The organism is Kineosporia sp. NBRC 101731 (genome assembly GCF_030269305.1).
Taxonomy (GTDB): domain Bacteria; phylum Actinomycetota; class Actinomycetes; order Actinomycetales; family Kineosporiaceae; genus Kineosporia.
Genome location: NZ_BSTC01000004.1, coordinates 61,550 through 79,501 on the forward strand (window position 1 = coordinate 61,550; position 17,952 = coordinate 79,501).

Below are 17,952 nucleotides of genomic sequence, written 5' to 3' on the forward strand. Positions count from 1 at the left end.
GTCAGTGGATCGGCGATAACAGGCCGACAGCGAAATGGTTGACGGTTGTCACCGACCGATATCGGCTCGAGAACAGGGCCGAGGATGCCAGGCAGTCCGACCGTCCGGCCTCCGAACCGGGAGGTGGGCCGGCATCGGCCCCGGCGGGCCCGCAGCGACCGGTACGCGGCCTTCGGCCCTCACCCGACAACGCGGCCGGCCGCCTGGAGCGTCGTTCGCCGACCTGCTCGGCCACGCGCTTTCCCCGCGCCACGCGCTTTCCCCGTGCCGTGCGGGTGACCGCGGCCCGTGGCCTCACCGGGCTCCTCGTCGCCGGTCTGATGATTCCGCTCGGCGCGCAGCCGGGTTCGGCCTTCACCGGCACGGTCATCGCCAACGCCAACGTACTCAACGGCAGCGTGACGCTGCTGGCGGCGGCAACGGTGAACATCGCCACCGTCGCCCGGTCCCAGTACCCGGGCACACCCAGTGCCCAGCTGGCGAACCTGTCGGGGCTCGGCCTCGACGCCGTCGCCTCGGCCGGGGTGGTCCAGACCGCCGCGACGGCCGATCCGCTCTACGACACGGCGAACTCGAGCTCCGACCTGGCCAGCCTGAACGTGGCCAGCGGCCTGGTCTCGCTGGGCCCGACGCACTCGCAGTGCGTGGCCACGGGCAGCGGGGTCACGGCCTCCTCGACCGTCACCGGACTGGTTCTGGGCGGCGGTCTGATCGGGTCGATCCCGACCGGCGCGGTGGCGCCCAACACCACGGTGCCGCTGACCCTGAACGTGCTCGGTATCCCGACCACGGCGGGCTCGATCATCCTGAACTACCAGAGCACCGCCAACCAGGGGGCCGGTCAGTACTCGACGAAGGTCGTCGCGGCGCGCATCGTCATCAGCGTCGCGGGTCTGGCCAACGTGAATCTCGACGTCGGTACCAGCGAGTGCGGCACGAAGGTGCCCACGCAGCCGGCCGTCTCCGGTATCTCGCCGGTCAAGGGTCCCGAGGCCGGTGGCACGTCCGTCACCGTGACCGGTTCGGGCTTCCTCGGCACGACCGACGTGAAGTTCGGCTCGACCAGCGCCACGAGCTACACGATCAACTCGCTGACGAGCATCACGGCCGTCGCGCCGGCGGGCACCAGCACCACCGACGTGCGGGTGGTCAATCCGGCCGGTACGTCCGCCAACACCGCCGCCGACGACTACACGTACGTGCCCCGGCCGGTGATCACCGCCGTGGCGCCGGTCCGCGGGCCCACCGCCGGCGGCACCACGGTCACCATCACCGGTACCAACCTCACGGCCGCCACGGCCGTCAGTTTCGGTGGCACCGCGGCCACGGGTTTCAGTGTGGACAGCGCCACCCAGATCACCGCCGTGGCCCCGGCCGGGTCGGCCGGGCAGGTGGACGTGCGCGTCACCACCGTCGGCGGCCAGTCCACCGTGGTCACCGCCGACCAGTACACCTACGTCGCGGTCCCGGCCGTCACGAACATCAGCCCGTCGGTCGGCACGATCGCGGGCGGCACGAGCGTCACCATCACCGGTACGGCCCTGGACAACGCCACCGCGGTGAAGTTCGGCAGCGCCTCCGGCACCATCACGAACAACACCGGCACGAGCATCACCGTCACCAGCCCGGCGGGCAGCGCCGGCGTGGCGGACGTCCTGGTGACCACCGCGGGTGGGACGTCGGCCGACACGGCCGCGGACAACTTCACCTACGTGAGCCAGCCGACCGTGACGAACGTCAGCCCCGGCAGTGGTGCGGCCGCCGGCGGCACCTCGGTGACCATCACCGGTACCGGGTTCGCGGGCCTGTCGGGCGCCGCGGCCGTGAAGTTCGGCGGCACCAACGCCACCAGTTACACGGTGAACTCGGCCACGAGCATCACTGCCGTCGCGCCCGCCGGATCGGCGGGCACGGTCGACGTGACCGTCACCAACCCGGCCGGCACCAGCGCCGCGAGCGCCGCCGACCAGTTCACCTACGTCGCCCTGCCGACGGTCACGAACGTCACCCCGGCGACCGGCCCGATCGCCGGTGGCAACACCGTCACGATCACGGGTACCGGGTTCACCGGGGCCCCGACCGTCAGCTTCGGCACGGGCAACACCTCGAGCCTGGTCACGGTGGTCAGCCCGACCCAGATCACGGCGACGGTGCCCGGGGGTTCGGGTTCGGTCGACGTGCGGGTCACCACGACGGGCGGTACCTCGCCCAACACCGGCGCGGACGACTACCTGTACGCCGGGACGCCCACGGTGACGAACGTTTCCCCGGGTGCGGGACCGGTCGCGGGCGCCACGAACGTCACGATCACCGGGACCAACCTCACCGGCGCGACCGCGGTGAGGTTCGGTGGCACCAACGCCACGAGCTTCACCGTCACCTCGGCCACGAGCATCACCGCGGTCAGCCCGGCGGGAAGTGCCGGGGCCGTGGACATCACCGTGGTCACGCCGGGAGGCACCAGCGCCACCTCGGCGAACGACCGGTTCACCTACACGGCGCTGCCGGTCATCACGTCGATCACGCCGAACCAGGCGCCCGCCGCCGGTGGTGCGCTGTCGGTGACGATCAACGGCTCGAACTTCACCGGGGCCACCGCGGTGAAGTTCGACAACACCAGCACCACCTACACGGTGGTGAGTGACACCCAGATCACGCTGACCCAGGTGCCCGCGCACGCGGTCGGCCCGGTGTACGTGAGCGTGACCACGCCCGACGGCGGTACCACGGCCCAGACCCCGGGCTCGGTGTTCACCTACGTCGGGGCACCGACCCTGACGACGGTGTCGCCGGCGTCCGGCCCGACCGCGGGCGGTAACACGCTGACGCTGACCGGTACCGGCTTCACGAACGTCACCACCGTCGACGTCGGCCCCACCGCGGTCACGAGCTTCACGAAGGTCTCGGACACGCAGATCACCCTGGTCGCCCCGGCCGGTGCGGCGGGAACGGTGAACGTCTCGGTGACCGGCTCGTACGGCACCTCGGGCACGCGGAACTACCAGTACCTGGCGCTTCCCACGGTCACGCAGGTCTCGCCGGCCGCGGGCCCGACGGCCGGGGCGACGACGGTGACCCTGACCGGTACCGGCTTCACCGGCGCCACCCAGGTGCAGTTCGACTCAGTGCCCGGCACCACGGTGACGGTCAGTTCCGACACCAGCCTGACGGTCACGGCCCCCGCCCACGCGGCCGGCCCGGCCGAGGTGACGGTGATCGCCCCGGGTGGCACCTCGTCCACCGCCGGTAGCGCGAACGACTACACCTACGTTGCGGCGCCCGTCATCACGGCCATCACGCCGAACTCCGGTCCGACCGGCGGCCTGAACTCGGTGACCATCACCGGTACGGGGTTCACCGGCACGACGAGCGTCAGCTTCGGCGGGAACACCGCGCCCGGGGCCTCCGCGGGCAGCGACACGAGCATCACGGTCCCGGCTGTCCCGGCCCACCCGGTCGGTGACGTGACGGTGGTGGTGACCACGACCGACGGCGGCGCGAGCAGTGCGTCCGCCGGATCCACGTACACCTACCTGGGCGCCCCGACCCTGGCCGGCATCGCCCCGGACAGCGGCCCGCTCGCCGGTGGCAACCAGGTCGTCCTCACCGGCACCGGGTTCAACCAGGCCACCTCGGTGGACTTCGGCGCCGCCGGCGCCACCTTCACCACGGACTCCGACACCCAGATCACCGCGACCGTCCCGGCCGGCACGGGCACCGTGAACGTGACGGTGACGGCGGGGGCCAGCGGTGCCTCGAACACCCAGCCGTACACCTACGTGGCGGCCCCGGTGGTGACCACCGTCGCCCCGCAGTCCGACTCGGTCGAGGGCGGCAAGACGGTCATCATCACCGGCACGGGTTTCACCGGGGCGACCGACGTGAAGTTCGGGACGACCTCCTCGCCCGGGCCGATCACGGTGAACAGCGCCACCCAGATCACGGCGACGGCCCCCGCGCACGCCGCGGGCACGGTCGCGGTGACGGTCGTGGCCCCCGGTGGCACCTCCGCCGCCTCGCCCACCGCGACCGACTTCACCTACATCGCGCAGCCGGTGGTCGGCTCGGTCTCGCCCACCGCGGGCCCGAATGCCGGCGGCACCAGCGTCACCATCAGCGGTAGCGGCTTCACCACGGCCACCGGTGCGTCCGCCGTGCAGTTCGACGGCGTCAACGCCACGAGCTACACGGTGAACAGCGACACCAGCATCACCGCCGTCACCCCGGCGCACGGAGCCGGCCCGGCCGTGGTCACGGTGACCACGCCCGACGGCGGAACCAGCAGCGGCACCACGGCCTTCACCTACCTCGGGGCCCCGGCCGTGACCGGCGTCTCGCCCGGCGCCGGCACCACGGCCGGCGCCACCACGGTGACGATCAGCGGCGCCGGCTTCACGCCCGGCAGCACGGTCAGCTTCGGCGCCACCCCGGCGACGAACGTGGTCGTGAACAGTTCCACCAGCATCACGGCGACCGCCCCGGCGGGCACCGGAACGGTGGACGTGCGGGTCACCACGGCCGGGGGGACCTCACCGAACACGGCGGCCGACAACTACGCCTACGTGGGTACCCCCGTGGTCTCCGGCCTGGCGCCGACGGCCGGCGGGGTGGCCGGCGGTGAGTCGGTCAGCATCACCGGGTCCGGGTTCACCGGGGTCACGGGCGTCGACTTCGGCGGCACCACGACCACCTACACCGTGCAGAGCGACACGCTGATCACCGCGACGGCCCCGGCCCACGCGCCCGGCGCCGTCAACGTGCACGTCACCACGACGATCGGTGGGGTCTCGGCCAACCAGGCCGCGAACCAGTACACCTACGTCGCGGCCCCGGTCGTGACCGCCCTGAGCCCGAGCTCCGGCACGGTCGACGGCGGTACGACGGTCACCATCACCGGTACCGGGTTCACCAGCGCCACCGGCGTGAAGTTCGGCAACATGCTGGGCACCAGCCCGAACGTGGTCAGCAACACCCAGATGACGGTGGTCTCCCCGGCCGGCGCCGCCGGCACCGTGAACGTGACCGTGGTGGGTGTCTACGCGAACTCGGGCACCTCGTCCTCCAGCCAGTTCACCTACCTCGACCGCCCGGACATCACCGGTGTCGCACCCGACGCGGGTACCGCCGCCGGGGGCACCGAGGTGACGATCAGCGGCACCGGGTTCACTCCGGCGTCCACCGTCGCGTTCGGCGCCACCCCGGGTACCGGCGTCGTGTACGTCAGCGCGACGCAGATCCGGGTGACGTCCCCGGCCGGGGTCGCGGGCCTGGTCGACATCGCGGTCACCACGAACGGGGGGACGTCGGCCACCGGTGGTACCCGCGACGACTTCCGGTACGTGGGGACCCCGACCATCACCGGGCTCAGCCCCACGGCCGGGGCGGTCGCCGGCGGTGACACCGTCACCATCGACGGCACCCAGTTCTACGACGTCACCGGGGTGACCTTCGGCGGTGTGGCCGCCACGAACGTCAACCGCACCAGCGCCACCCGGGTCACCGTCACCACCCCGCCGCACGCGGCGGGAGCGGTCAGCGTCGTGGTCAGCACCACGGCGGGCGGTGCCTCGGCCGGGTCCACCTTCACCTACGAACCGGCTCCGGCCGTCACCACGGTCACCCCGGACAGCGGGCCCACCGGTGGCGCCACCACCGTGACCCTGGCCGGTAGCGGGTTCACCGGGGCCACCCAGGTGTCCTTCGGCACGGTGCCGGCGACCGGCTTCACCGTGGACTCGGACACCCAGATCACCGCCACCAGCCCGGCCTCCAGCACGGCCGGTACCTTCTACATCACCGTCGACGGGCCCTACGGCACCTCGGCGACCGGCCCGGGCAGCGAGTTCACCTACGCCGGGTCACCGACCGTCAGCGCGATCACCCCGACCCGGGGCGCGCTCGCGGGCGGCACCGAGGTCACCGTCACCGGTACCGGTTTCACCAGCGGCTCGACGGTGAGTTTCGGCGGGAACGCGGCCACGGTGGTCTTCGTCAGCGCCACCGAACTGCGGGCCACCACCCCGGCGGGTTCGGCGGGCACCGTGACCATGACGGTGAACAACGGTTACGGCACCTCGGCGCCGGTGAACTTCGCCTACGTGGACATCCCGGCGATCACCGCCCTCTCACCCTCGAGCGGACCCCAGGCGGGTGGAACGGCCGTGGTGATCACGGGTTCCGGTTTCACCGGGGCGAGCGCCGTACGGTTCGGGACCGACACCGCGTCGTTCTCGATCATCAGTGACACCCAGATCCAGACCACCTCACCCGGTGGCACCGGCAGCGTGAACGTGCGGGTCGTGAACGACGGCGGCATCTCGGCCACCGGGTCCACGACCGGGTTCGACTACGTGCCCCCGCCGGCCGTGACCGGCCTGACCCCGGGCGCGGGCCCGATCGGCGGTGGTACCACGGTGACGATCACCGGCACCGGCTTCACCAACGCCGCGACGGTGCGCTTCGGCTCCACGCCTGCCACGAGCGTCACCTACGTCAGCGCGACGCAGCTGACCGCGGTGTCCCCGGCGGCGGGGTCGCCGGTGACCGCGAGCGTCTCGGTGACCACGGTGAACGGCACCTCGTCGACCACCGGCAGCGCGGACGACTTCGCCTACGTGGGAGCACCGTCCCTGAGCGGGGTCTCGCCCTCGGCCGGGGCCCTGGCGGGCGGCACGATCGTCACGATCAGCGGTAACGGGTTCACCGGCGCCACCGGGGTCTTCTTCGGCGGCGTCGCGGCGACCAGCTTCACCGTGAGCACGGACGGCTCGATCACGGCCACCGCCCCGGCCGGGACGGCGGGCGCGGTGGACATCACCGTGGCCGGTCCCGGTGGCACCTCGGCCACCGGCCCGAACAGCCAGTTCCGGTACCAGGCGGCGGCTGCGGTCTCCGGCATCTCGCCGGACACCGGATCGGTGCAGGGCGGCGTGACCGTCACCATCACCGGCAGCGGGTTCACCGGCACGACGGACGTGACGTTCGGTGCGACCAGCGCCACCTCGTTCACGGTGGTCAACGACTCCACCATCACCGTGGTGACCCCGTCGGTGGCCCAGGCCGGTGCCCGCACGGTGCGGGTGCTCGCCCCGGGCGGCACCTCACCGGTGACACCGGCCGCCACCTACACCTACGTGGCCCCGCCGACGGTGGGCGCCCTGTCGCCGGCCGTGGGCCCCATCGCCGGCGGCACGTCGGTGACGATCACCGGGACCGGGTTCACGGCGGCCACCGCGGTCGCCTTCGGCACCACCACGGTGACGCCGACGGTCACCAGTGACAGCACGATCACCGTCACCACCCCGGCACACGCGGCGGGCCCGGTCGACGTGTCGGTGACCGGGCCCTCCGGCACCGCCGTCCTGAACAACGCCTTCACCTTCCTGGCACCGAACTCGGCGCCGGTGCTCTCGGCGGTCGACCCGGCCCGCGGGCCGGTGGCCGGTGGTAACCAGGTGACGCTGACCGGCTTCGGGTTCACCGGTGCCACGGCCGTCACGCTCGGGGGAGTGAGCGCGGACTTCACCGTCGTGTCGAACACCGAGATCACCCTCACGGTGCCGGCCGGTGCGGAGGGCACGGTGACGATCCGGGTCACCACGCCCGAGGGCAGCAGCACCGACGTGGTCGGCTACACCTACGTGCCCCTGACGGAACTGCCGCAGGTGCTGGGCATCACGCCCGACGTGGGGCCGGTCGCGGGCGGTACGCCGCTGACGATCACCGGGGCGAACTTCGACGAGCAGACCACGGTCCTGTTCGACGGGGTGCCCGGGACCGGGCTGACCCTCGGCCCGGACGTCGGCGGGGCCGGGTGGCGCCGCCTCCCGGTACGGACGGTGCCGACGGTGCCGACCGTGCCGGCTTCGATCCGGGCGACGTACTCGAACACACTGACCGTGATCTCTCCCGCTCATGAGGCGGGGCCGGTGACGGTGCAGGTGACGAACGCGGCCGGCACGATCAGCTTCGTCCAGGCCTTCACCTTCATCCCACTACCGAGCGCGTCCGTCACCTTCTCGGTGTCGGTACCGACCGGCAGCACGTCCGTGATCGCCCCGCAGGGGGACGATTACCTCGAGCTGGGTGTGGACGCCTGCTCGGCCCCGACCGGCGGTGGTTCGGTCGAAGTCGGCCCCCGGGGCCTGGCCTGCGTCTACACGGCGCCCGGCAGCGTCGGCACCGACTCCTTCACCATCGACGTCACCGACGCGATCGGTCAGGCGAGCACCCAGACCGTGCAGGTCACCGTGACCCAGAGCGACGGCACGGGCAACGGTGGCGGTGGCGGTAACAACGGTGACGGCGACGGTGAGGGTGACGGCGGCGGTACCGGATCCGGAGGCGGCGGCGGTAACGACGGTGACGGTACCGACGGCGGTACCGGGTCCGGCGGCGGAGGCGGCAATGACGGTGACGGATCGAGTTCCGGTTCCGGTTCCGGTTCGGGCCCGGGTTCGGATTCCGACGGCGGGCTGGCCTTCACCGGCACCCCGTACTTCCTGATCCCCGCCATCTCGGGAGGCCTCCTCCTGATGCTCTTCGGCACCGGCCTGATCAGCGCCGAATCACGGCGCATCCGGGTGCGTGCCCGCCGCCGCGAGGACGAGGAGAGCACGCAGCAGTAATGCTCGGTTGCTCTCGCACCCTCGCGTGATCATGCACGGTCCGGCCAGGTGACCTTCGAACCACCTGGCCGGCCGTGCATCGTCACGTCCGCCCTCCCGGCGGGAAGAGGCCGAAGGGCCGGCCGGTTGCCACCGTCGTCCGTGATCGTGTGCCCATCGTGCATCCATCGTGCGCTGTCGAAGGAGAACTTCTGTGAAGGCGATCGTCTACACCGATACCGGGGACGCGAACGTGCTGTCCGTCGTCGAGCGGGACATCCCCGCACCGGGGCCGGGTGAGGTGCGGGTGCGGGTCGCGGTGTCCGGGGTGAACCCGACCGACTGGAAGAGCCGGGCCGGGTCGAGCACCCGCCGGCGGGTGTCGGTGGAGTCGGTGCCCAACCAGGACGGATCCGGAACGGTGGACGCGGTGGGCCCTGGCGTCTCGTCGGTGTCCGTCGGCGACCGGGTCTGGATCTACCTGGCCGCCCCCGACAACGGGCTGACCGGCACGGCGCAGGAGTACACGGTGCAGCCCGAGCACCGGGTGGTGAAACTGCCCGCGGAGGCGTCGCTGGACGTCGGAGCGTCGCTGGGCGTGCCCGCGATGACGGCGCACCGGGCCCTGACGGTCATCGAGGGTGGCCCCACGCGGCTGTCACCCGGAGCCCTCACCGGCCGCACGGTGCTGGTGGCCGGAGGCGCCGGAGCGGTCGGGCACGCGGCGATCCAGCTGGGGGTGTGGGCCGGCGCGACCGTGATCACGACCGTCAGCGGACCGGAGAAGGCCGCCCTGGCCGGGGCCGCCGGGGCCGACCACGTCATCAACTACCGCACGGACGACGTGGTCGCCCGGGTGCGGGAGATCGCCCCCGAGGGGGTGGACGTGGTGGTCGAGGTGTCGCCGTCGAAGAACTGGGACATCGACCTGGCGGTGATCAAGCCGCGCGGCACCGTGGCCGTCTACGCCAACGACGGTGGCAACCACCTGGACCTGAACATCGGGGCCGGGATGGGCCCGAACGTGCGGCTGCAGTTCATGCTGCTCTACACGGTGGGCGACGAGGTGATGACCGCCGCGGCGCAGGACATCGGCGCGGCCCTGGCCGACGGCGCCCTGCCGGTGGGGGAGGAGCACGGGCTGCCGCTGCTGCGGTTCGGGCTGGAGGACATGGCGGCGGCTCACGACGCGGTTCAGGCCGGCACGGTCGGCAAGGTCCTGGTGGACGTTCCCACCGGGTGAGGTGCCGCGGCGGACCGTGATCGTGGTTCCGCGTGGCGGTCGGCCGACCGGGTGGCCGGGGACACGGTTGCTCGTGCGGGCGCGATCACCGCCGACCGAGTACCCATGCTGAAGCTCGCGGCGAGGAGCCCGGGCCTCTTCCTCCTGGGCGTGGTCACCGTGGTCGGCGTGCCCCTGGCCACCCTGCCGGGCTACGCGGACCCGATCAGCGCGACGGCGTACTTCGTCGTCTTCTGCCTGTGCCAGGTACTGACGGTGCTGGCCGTACGCCGGATACCGGGGCGCCACCGCGGGCCCTGGAGCCTGATGCTGGTGACGTCCTTGATGTGGTTCCTGGGTGAGGCCTACACCCTGGGGATCATCCTGCGGGGCGACGAGGCGTGGCCGACCCCGGCCGACGGGGGATACCTGATCGCGTACGTGGTGATGGCGCTGGCGGTGCTGCGCCTGGACCGGGAGGAAGCCCGCCACCTACGGTCCGGATCGCTGCTGGACGCCACCATCGTGACCCTCAGCGCGGCCACCCTGACCGTGGTGTTCCTGGTGCAGCCGCTGGTGACGGACGGGACGCAGTCCATTCTCGTGCGGGTCGTGTCGAGCGTGTACCCGCTGATCGACGTGCTGCTGGTCTATCTGGTGGCCCGGCTGCTGGCCAGCGGCCGTACCCGCACCCCGTCGCTGGTGTGGCTGGCGGTGGCCATGGTCTGCACCCTCGTGGCCGACACGGTGATGAATCTGCAGTCACTGGCCGGGGACTTCCTGCACTACCCGCGCCTGCTCAACCTGCTGTGGCTGATGTTCTATCTGTGTGTGGCGTTCGCGGCGCTCGAGGCGGGACGCCCGGTGAAGGCCCTGCCCGGGCCACGCCCGCGCGCCGACGGGGGTGCCCACCGCGGCACCGCCGGTGACCTCGGTGTGGCCCGGCTCGCCGTGCTCGCCCTGGCGGCCATGCTGCCCTCACTGGTGATCGTGACCTACGGATGGTGGGGAGGGGGCTCGCTGACCTCCAGCGCCCAGCTCGGCGCCGGGTCGGTGGTGCTGATCTCCCTGGTCGCGGCCCGGATCTGGGGACTGATACGGCAACTGCGCTCGCAGGCCCGGCAGCTGGACGAGCTGGCCGCGACCGACCAGCTGACGACGGTGGCCAACCGCCGCACCTGGGACGCCGAGCTGGCCCGGCTGGTGCGCCCGGGCGAGGCGGCCCCCGAGGGGGCGGTGCTGGTGGCACTGCTGGACCTGGACCACTTCAAGCGGTTCAACGACTCCTTCGGGCATCAGGCCGGCGACGACCTGCTGCGCAGCACGGCCGCGGCCTGGCAGCGGGCGCTGCGGGCCGACGGCAGTGACGGGTTGCTGGCGCGCTGGGGCGGTGAGGAGTTCGGGGTGATCCTGCGGGTGGACGACGAGCGCCGGGGGCTGGCCGTGCTCGATGGGCTGCGCGCCGTGGTCACCGACGGGCAGACGGTGTCCATCGGGGTGAGTGTGTGGGACGGGAAGGCCGGTCCGGACGACCTCATGCACGCGGTCGACCGGGCGCTCTACCAGGCCAAACACGGTGGGCGCGACCGGCTGGTGCTGGCCGCCCCGCTGAACCCTGAGCCGGCCCTCGAGCAGGCCCCTGAGCCGCCCCCGGAGCAGGCCACTGCGCTGACCAGCTCGGTGCCCGGCCGCGTCCCCGTTCCCCAGGGGCGATCGGGCGTCCGTTCTCCCGGGACGCGTTGAGGTCGTTGACGGACGAACCGGCACCGGTCACCGGGGTCTGGGCCTCTGCCTCCCCACCCAGGGAATCGATGGGCATCCCGGGCGGGACGCGTTCGCCCGGTTCGCCGTCACCGTGAGTGACTCACCAGGGGCCGGTCTGATCCGAACCGGTCGTGGCGGCCCGGTTCTGTGAGCCGGGGCCCGGGGCGGCCGAAGGACTGGACGTGACCGGGCAGCCATTTCGCAGCACGCGCCGTGGCCCCTTCGTGGCCGGCCGGCGCCGGGTTCAGGTGGCGGTTCGGTGACGCGGGCCCGTGCGGCGGGTGTCGCGGTGGAGATCCGGATGAGTCGGGGAGCCGGGGGAGCCGGGGGAGCCGGGGGAGGTCGCCGGTGACCCCCGATGAGATCGGTGCCGCCGCCGTGCTCCAGCGGCCGGGCACCCATCAGCGGCCGAGCCGGGCCGACGGGGCACTGGACGGGTCCGGCCGGGATCGGCCGGTCGCAGCATGATCGTCCTCCTGCCGCGGCTGCTCCTGGTGGCGACGGGCATCCTGGCCACCCTGGCGGTGGCCGGGCTGACCCGGCAGAGCGAGGGCACGACCGGCATGACGGTCGCCTACACCAGCTCGGTCGGCCTGAGCTCGGCGTTCCTGCTGCTGGCCGTCCGCCGGATACCCGCACACCAGCGCCGGCCCTGGTACTGGCTCCTGGCCAACATGGGCCTGTGCCTGACCGGGGAACTGGTGCTGGCCTACTACCAGGTCATCGGCGACGACCACTGGCCCACCCCGGCCGACGCGTTCTTCGTCGTGGCCTACCTCACGACCGCCCTGGGCGTCCTCGGTCTGGACGCCCAGCGCCGTCGACGGCCACCGTTCGGAGCGGTCCTGGACGCCCTGATCGTGGCGACCGGCATCGGGGTGCTGGCCCTGGTCTTCGTCGTGCTGCCCCTGCTGTCGGACACCACCCAGCCGATGGCCGCCCGCGTCGTCGGCACCGTGTACCCGCTGGCCGACCTCCTCCTGCTCTTCCTCGTGATGCGCCTGTTCGCCGCCGGCCGCGGGGCGGGCGCCACGGTGTGGTGGGTGACCGCCTCGATGCTGTGCACCCTGACGGCCGACGCCGCGCAGAACCTGATCGAGCTGACCAGCGGCGGCAACAAGTTCGCGGTCTGGATGAACGTCGTGTGGGCGAGCGCCTACCTGTGCTGGGGATTCGCCGCTCTCAACGCGTGGCGTCCGGTGCACCCGGTGACCGTCGTGGAGCCCTCGGACCGGGCCGAGGGCCTGACCGTGCCCCGCCTGACCGTGCTGGCGCTCGCGGCCGGGCTGCCCTCGGTGGTGCTCATCGTGCGCACCGCGACCGGTCGTCACGACGGTGTGGTCCTGCTGGGGCTGGGCTCGATGGTGCTGCTCGGGATGGTGGTGACCCGGATCTGGATCCTGCTGCAGGACTTGCGGTGTCAGTCCGACCAGATGGCGCTGCTGGCGCGCACCGACCCGCTGACCGGCCTGTCCAACCGCCGCTCGTGGGACTTCGACCTGGCCCGGGCGATGGGGACGGCCCGCAGCACCGGATCGGTACTGATGGTGGCGCTGCTCGACCTGGACCATTTCAAGACGTACAACGACACGCACGGGCACCAGGCCGGTGACGAGTTACTGCGGGAAGCGGCCCAGGCGTGGAGTGCCGCGCTGGCCCCGGCACCGGTGCTCGCCCGCTGGGGCGGTGAGGAGTTCGCCGTCCTGACGCACTGCTCCGGTACCGGCACCGGGTTCGAGCGGCTGGACGCCCTGCGCGCCGTGGTACCCGGCGGGCAGAGCGTGTCGATCGGGATGGCCGTCTGGGACGGTGAGGAGGACGCCGGCCGACTGCTGCAGCGCGCCGACGCGGCGTTGTACCTCGCCAAGGCCGGCGGCCGCGATCGCAGTGTGCTGGCCGAGGTTCAGGCTCCGCTCGACCCGCTCGACCCGGCCGAGTCGGCCAGCTCGGTCAGCTCGGCCGTCCAGTCACCGTCGTCGTCCTTCTCCAGCTCGGTGAACCCCACCGACGCGTAGAGCGTGCGGGCATCGGCGTTGTCCTCGTGCACCGCGAGCCGGACCCCCGCGCAGTCGGGCAGTTCCAGCAGGTAGCTGAGCAGGGTCACCAGGGATGCGCGCCCGATGCCCGAGCGCTGCGACGGCTCGTCCACGAGCATGCCGCCGACCCAGTAGCGGTCGTCGTCCTCGTCGTAGGCATACATGATGTGCCCGGTGACCTCGTCGCCCGCATAGATGCCCAGCGACGTCCACAATCCTTCGCGCTCACTCAGCAGCAGGTACCGGGCGCCCGAGGTGGCCACCCAGTCCCGCTGGTCGTCCCGGGGCACGACATCCGCCACGGCGCGCCAGTTGTCGTCGTCCACGCCGCGCAGGGTCACAGGCCGGCCGGCCCGGTCGGTGAGGCCGGCGTCGATCATCTTCATCACCCGCAGACCATCTCATGCCCGGCATACCGCCCTCGCCGCTCCATATCATCATTGTGATAACAGGCTAATGTGAAATGAATACACGGCAGCGGAACGCATCACCGGGGCGGCAGCCAAGAAGCCACCTGCTGGCTGCCGCCCCTTCCCGTCGAGAACGGCTCAGGGCTGGCTGTGCTCTGTGTGCTCTGTGCGGCGGGCCGTCACCATCGCCCCGAACGCGATCAGCGCGGCCGCGAACATGACCACCGCGAGCGGTCCGGCCGTGTTCTCGCCGCGGATGCTGACCAGGGGCGATACGACGGCGGCGAGGCCGAACTGCAGGGCGCCGAGGGCGGCCGATCCGCGGCCGGCGGCGTGCTGGGCGTGGCTGAGAGCCAGGGCGGTGGCGTTGCCCATCACCAGGCCCAGGCTGGAGACGCCGGTGAACAGCGGCACGGCCAGCCAGCCCGCGGGAACACCGGCGAGGACCAGCAGGCCGAACACGGTGGTGGACACGAGGACGCCGGTGATGCCGGTGGACGTCATGCCGGCCGGGGTACGGGTGGCGGCCAGGCGGGCCGCGAGCCCGCTGACGACCATCAGTCCCAGGGCGTTGAGGCCGAAGGCCAGGCCGTAACCGACCGAGCCGAGCCCGATCATGTCCTGGTAGAGGAACGGGGAGGCCGAGATGTAGGCCATCATCACGGCGAACCCGAAGGCGAACGTGAGGGTCCAGGACAGGAATCCGGCGGAGAGCAGGCTGCCCGACGGCGTGGGACGTTCCTGCCTGACCTCGCCACGGAAGCGGGGATGCGTCTCGCGGATCACGCCGAGCACGCTCACCAGCATCATTGCGGCCAGGGCCAGCACCACACCGAGGATGCCGCGCCAGCCAATCGGGTCGACGAGGAAGCCGCCAACCAGGGGCGCGATCACGGGGGCGACCCCGCCGACGATCATCATCAGACTGAACGCAGACGCGGCGGCGCGGCCGTGGGCCAGGTCCGAGACGATCGCGCGGCCGATGACCATGCCGGCGGCGCCACCCAGCCCTTGCACCAGTCGGGCGGCGATCAGCACGCCGACATTCGGGGCGAACACGGCCACCACGCTGGCCGCGACACACAGCAGGGCACCCGCCACGAGTGGGGCCCGCCGGCCGAACCGGTCCGACAACGGCCCGAACGCCACCTGTCCCACGGTGATACCGAGCAGGAACGCGGTGAGGGTGAGCTGGACCGTGGTGGTGGATGTGGACAGCTCGTCCGTCATCTGTGGAAAGGCCGGCAGGTACAGGTCGGTGGAGAACGGTGCGACGGCCGACAGGAGCGCGAGCACCAGCAGCACGGGCCGGCTCACCTCGCTCCGGGGTTCCGTTCGTACGACGGTGACATCCTCAATCATTGAATTATGAAAACATAACCATTGTGAGGGGGCCAAGGCGGGGGAGGTGTGCATGATCATGAGAGGGGTAGGGCGCACCTCGCGCACCTCGCGCACCTCGCGCAGCCGCGGTGGCGCCCCCCATGTTCGCGGATCATGCAAACCTTCCCCGGTACATCGACGGCAGGGGAGTGGTGATGACGGCGAGCAGGTGGGACGGGCTGGACCCGGGGGAGAGGCTGGCGGCGCGTCTGGCCGATCTGGTGTTCGTGGTGGCCCGGGAGGTCGAGCCGCACGGGCGCCGGCGGGCCGACGTGATCGAGCTGACGAACATCGAGGCCCTGGTCATGCACTGGATCGACGACCATCCGGGCACGTCGCCGAGCGCAACGGCCGAGGCGGTCAGCCTGCAGCGCAGCAACCTGAGTACGGCTCTGAAGGGCCTGGAGGGGAAGGGGTTCATCACCCGCCGGCCGGACGAGTCCGACCAGCGTCTGGTGCGCCTGTACCCGACGCCACTGGCTCACGAGAACGTCACGAAGCTGCACCGCCACTGGGCGCAGCTGGTCAGCGGTGCGCTGGGCGGTGACACCACGGGCCTGGCGGCAGCGATCGAGGTACTGGAGCGCATTGAACAGGGTTTTCGCCCATCAGCCTGATAACAGGCTATTGCACAACTTTTAGCTCTCAAAATCAACAGCGACAGCAGGGGACGAGAGGCTAGGGTCCCGCACGTACGTTGTCCTAGGGGTGCTCGGGCAGATCATGTGCGGTCCGTGCGTTCGGCGCGCATGAATGGCCCACGATCTCGTTCGACGGGGAGTGGGATGAGTAGGTATCTGGTCACCGGCTCGTCCGGGCATCTGGGCGAGGCGCTGGTGCGCACGTCGACGGATGCCGGCCATGACGTGACCGGCATCGATGTGCGGGCCGGTGAAGGCACGACCGTCACGGGTTCGATCGCGGACAGCGCACTGATGAACGAGTGCCTGGCCGGCGTGGATCACGTGCTGCACACCGCCACGCTGCACAAGCCACACGTCGGCTCGCACAGCCGGCCGGACTTCGTCGACGTGAACGTGACCGGCACCCTCACCGTGTTGACGGCGGCAGCCCGTGCCGGGGTGAAAAGTGTTGTCTTCACGAGCAGTACGAGCACGTTCGGGCGGGCGATGACTCCGGTTCCCGGCGGGCCGGCCACCTGGATCGACGAGGATGTGCGTCCGCAGGTGAAGAACATCTACGGTGCCACGAAGGTCGCGGCCGAGGACCTGTGTGAGCTGGCCGCGCTCGACGGTCTGCCGGTGGTGGTGCTGAAGACGTCGCGATTCTTCCCCGAGCGGGATGACGTCCAGACCGATGCCCACGACACCGCGCTGAAGGTGGCCGAGTTCCTGTACCGCCGGGTCGATCTGGAAGACGTGGTGAACGCCCATCTGATCGCGGCCACGCGAGCGCCACAGATCGGTTTCGGTCGCTACATCATCAGCGCCCCGACCCCTTTCGTTCCCGGGGACCTGACCGATCTGGCGGATGATGCGCGCTCGGTCGTGCGCCACCGGTACCCCGACCTGATGGCGCGCTTCGAGGAGAAGGGCTGGCCGATGCCGTCCACGGTCGACCGGGTCTACGACAGCCGGCGGGCCCAGGCCGATCTGGGCTGGAATCCGCGGCACGACTTCGTCGCGGTGGCCGAAAGGGCTCTCGCTACAGGGGAATGGCGTAGTGACCTGGCATTGCGCGTGGGCTGGAAGGGCTACCATGACCACCCCACCGGCGTTTATACGGGTCCCTGACCCCATTTTGATAACAGGCTTTGGCCTGTCGATTTGATGCGAAAACCGTTCGGGTCTGAAGACTGCCTCACGGCAGGATGAACTCATGGACGTGCTCTCTGCTGTTGCTTCGTTCGCCGTGGTCGCCGGGCTGCTGACGATCATGCCGGGCCTGGATACCGCGCTGGTCTTGCGGAGCGCCGCCGCTCAAGGGCGCGCTCATGCTTTTGCGACCGCGCTGGGTATCAACACCGGGGCCCTGATCTGGGGTGCCGCTGCTGCTGGTGGAGCTACGGCTCTGCTCACTGCTTCGCACACCGCCTATACGGGACTGCGGATCGCCGGTGCCGTGTACCTGGTGTGGATGGGGGCCGGGATGCTGCGCTCGCTGGTGCAGAGGTCGTCCACACCAGCGCAGGTCGAAGGAGAGCCCGTACCTGTCGAGCGCGCGGTCTCCCGGCACCGGTTCTCGGGCTCCTATCGGCGTGGGTTGACCACGAACCTGCTCAATCCCAAGATCGGCGTGTTCTACATGGCGATGCTGCCGCAGTTCATTCCGGCGGGTGTACCGCACCTACCGATGGGTGTGCTGCTGGCGTTCGTGCATGATGTCGAGGGCATGCTCTGGTTCACGCTGCTGATCTTCGGTGTCGAACGGGTGGGGGTCCTGCTCAAGCGTCTTCGCATGAGCAGGCGCACCGCACAGCGGTCTCTGGACGGTGTCACCGGGACCGTCCTGATCGGGTTCGGTGTGGAACTGGCCCTGTCCGAGCGCTGAGCCTCCACCTCCTGAACACG

General features: G+C 71.1%; 9 protein-coding genes. 7 read left to right on the forward strand and 2 right to left on the reverse strand.

Translation table 11 applies throughout. The features are described from left to right. Nucleotides 1–269: 269 nt before the first annotated feature. The 4 genes from QSK05_RS13130 (at nucleotide 270) to QSK05_RS13145 (ending at nucleotide 13,607) form a co-directional block, all read left to right on the forward strand. Entirely contained in the window at nucleotides 270–8,627 is an 8,358-nt protein-coding gene (locus QSK05_RS13130; RefSeq protein WP_285597436.1) for a beta strand repeat-containing protein, read from the forward strand. Between the two features lie 193 nt (nucleotides 8,628–8,820). Beyond that, complete coding sequence (locus tag QSK05_RS13135) at nucleotides 8,821–9,849, forward strand: NADPH:quinone reductase (protein ID WP_285597437.1); 1,029 nt, start codon at nucleotides 8,821–8,823, stop codon at nucleotides 9,847–9,849. A gap of 105 nt (nucleotides 9,850–9,954) precedes the next feature. After that, nucleotides 9,955–11,571 carry a GGDEF domain-containing protein gene (locus QSK05_RS13140; protein ID WP_285597438.1) on the forward strand — a complete coding sequence of 539 codons (1,617 nt, stop codon included), beginning with the start codon at nucleotides 9,955–9,957 and terminating at the stop codon, nucleotides 11,569–11,571. Between the two features lie 485 nt (nucleotides 11,572–12,056). Continuing rightward, nucleotides 12,057–13,607: a GGDEF domain-containing protein gene (locus QSK05_RS13145; RefSeq protein WP_285597439.1), complete on the forward strand. Its 1,551-nt coding sequence runs from the start codon at nucleotides 12,057–12,059 to the stop codon at nucleotides 13,605–13,607. Here the strand turns inward: QSK05_RS13145 and QSK05_RS13150 are convergent. Together QSK05_RS13150 and QSK05_RS13155 are read right to left on the reverse strand one after the other, a co-directional pair. After that, nucleotides 13,496–14,008, reverse strand: a complete 513-nt coding sequence (locus QSK05_RS13150) for a GNAT family N-acetyltransferase (protein ID WP_352301376.1) — start codon at nucleotides 14,006–14,008, stop codon at nucleotides 13,496–13,498. The two genes, QSK05_RS13145 and QSK05_RS13150, sit on opposite strands and share 112 nt — an antisense overlap. Before the next feature lie 168 nt (nucleotides 14,009–14,176). Then, nucleotides 14,177–15,400, reverse strand: coding sequence for a multidrug effflux MFS transporter (locus tag QSK05_RS13155; protein WP_352301115.1), 1,224 nt, complete (start codon nucleotides 15,398–15,400; stop codon nucleotides 14,177–14,179). A 176-nt stretch (nucleotides 15,401–15,576) separates the two neighbouring features. Between QSK05_RS13155 and QSK05_RS13160 the strand changes: the two genes are divergently transcribed. The 3 genes from QSK05_RS13160 to QSK05_RS13170 all read left to right on the forward strand — a co-directional run bounded on the left by QSK05_RS13160 (nucleotide 15,577) and on the right by QSK05_RS13170 (nucleotide 17,932). Next, nucleotides 15,577–16,038 (forward strand): MarR family winged helix-turn-helix transcriptional regulator, encoded by a 462-nt coding sequence (locus QSK05_RS13160; protein ID WP_285597441.1) that lies wholly within the window; start codon nucleotides 15,577–15,579, stop codon nucleotides 16,036–16,038. Between the two features lie 168 nt (nucleotides 16,039–16,206). After that, nucleotides 16,207–17,175, forward strand: coding sequence for an NAD-dependent epimerase/dehydratase family protein (locus QSK05_RS13165; RefSeq protein WP_285597442.1), 969 nt, complete (start codon nucleotides 16,207–16,209; stop codon nucleotides 17,173–17,175). A gap of 85 nt (nucleotides 17,176–17,260) precedes the next feature. Continuing rightward, entirely contained in the window at nucleotides 17,261–17,932 is a 672-nt protein-coding gene (locus QSK05_RS13170; RefSeq protein WP_285597443.1) for a LysE family translocator, read from the forward strand. Nucleotides 17,933–17,952: the final 20 nt, after the last annotated feature.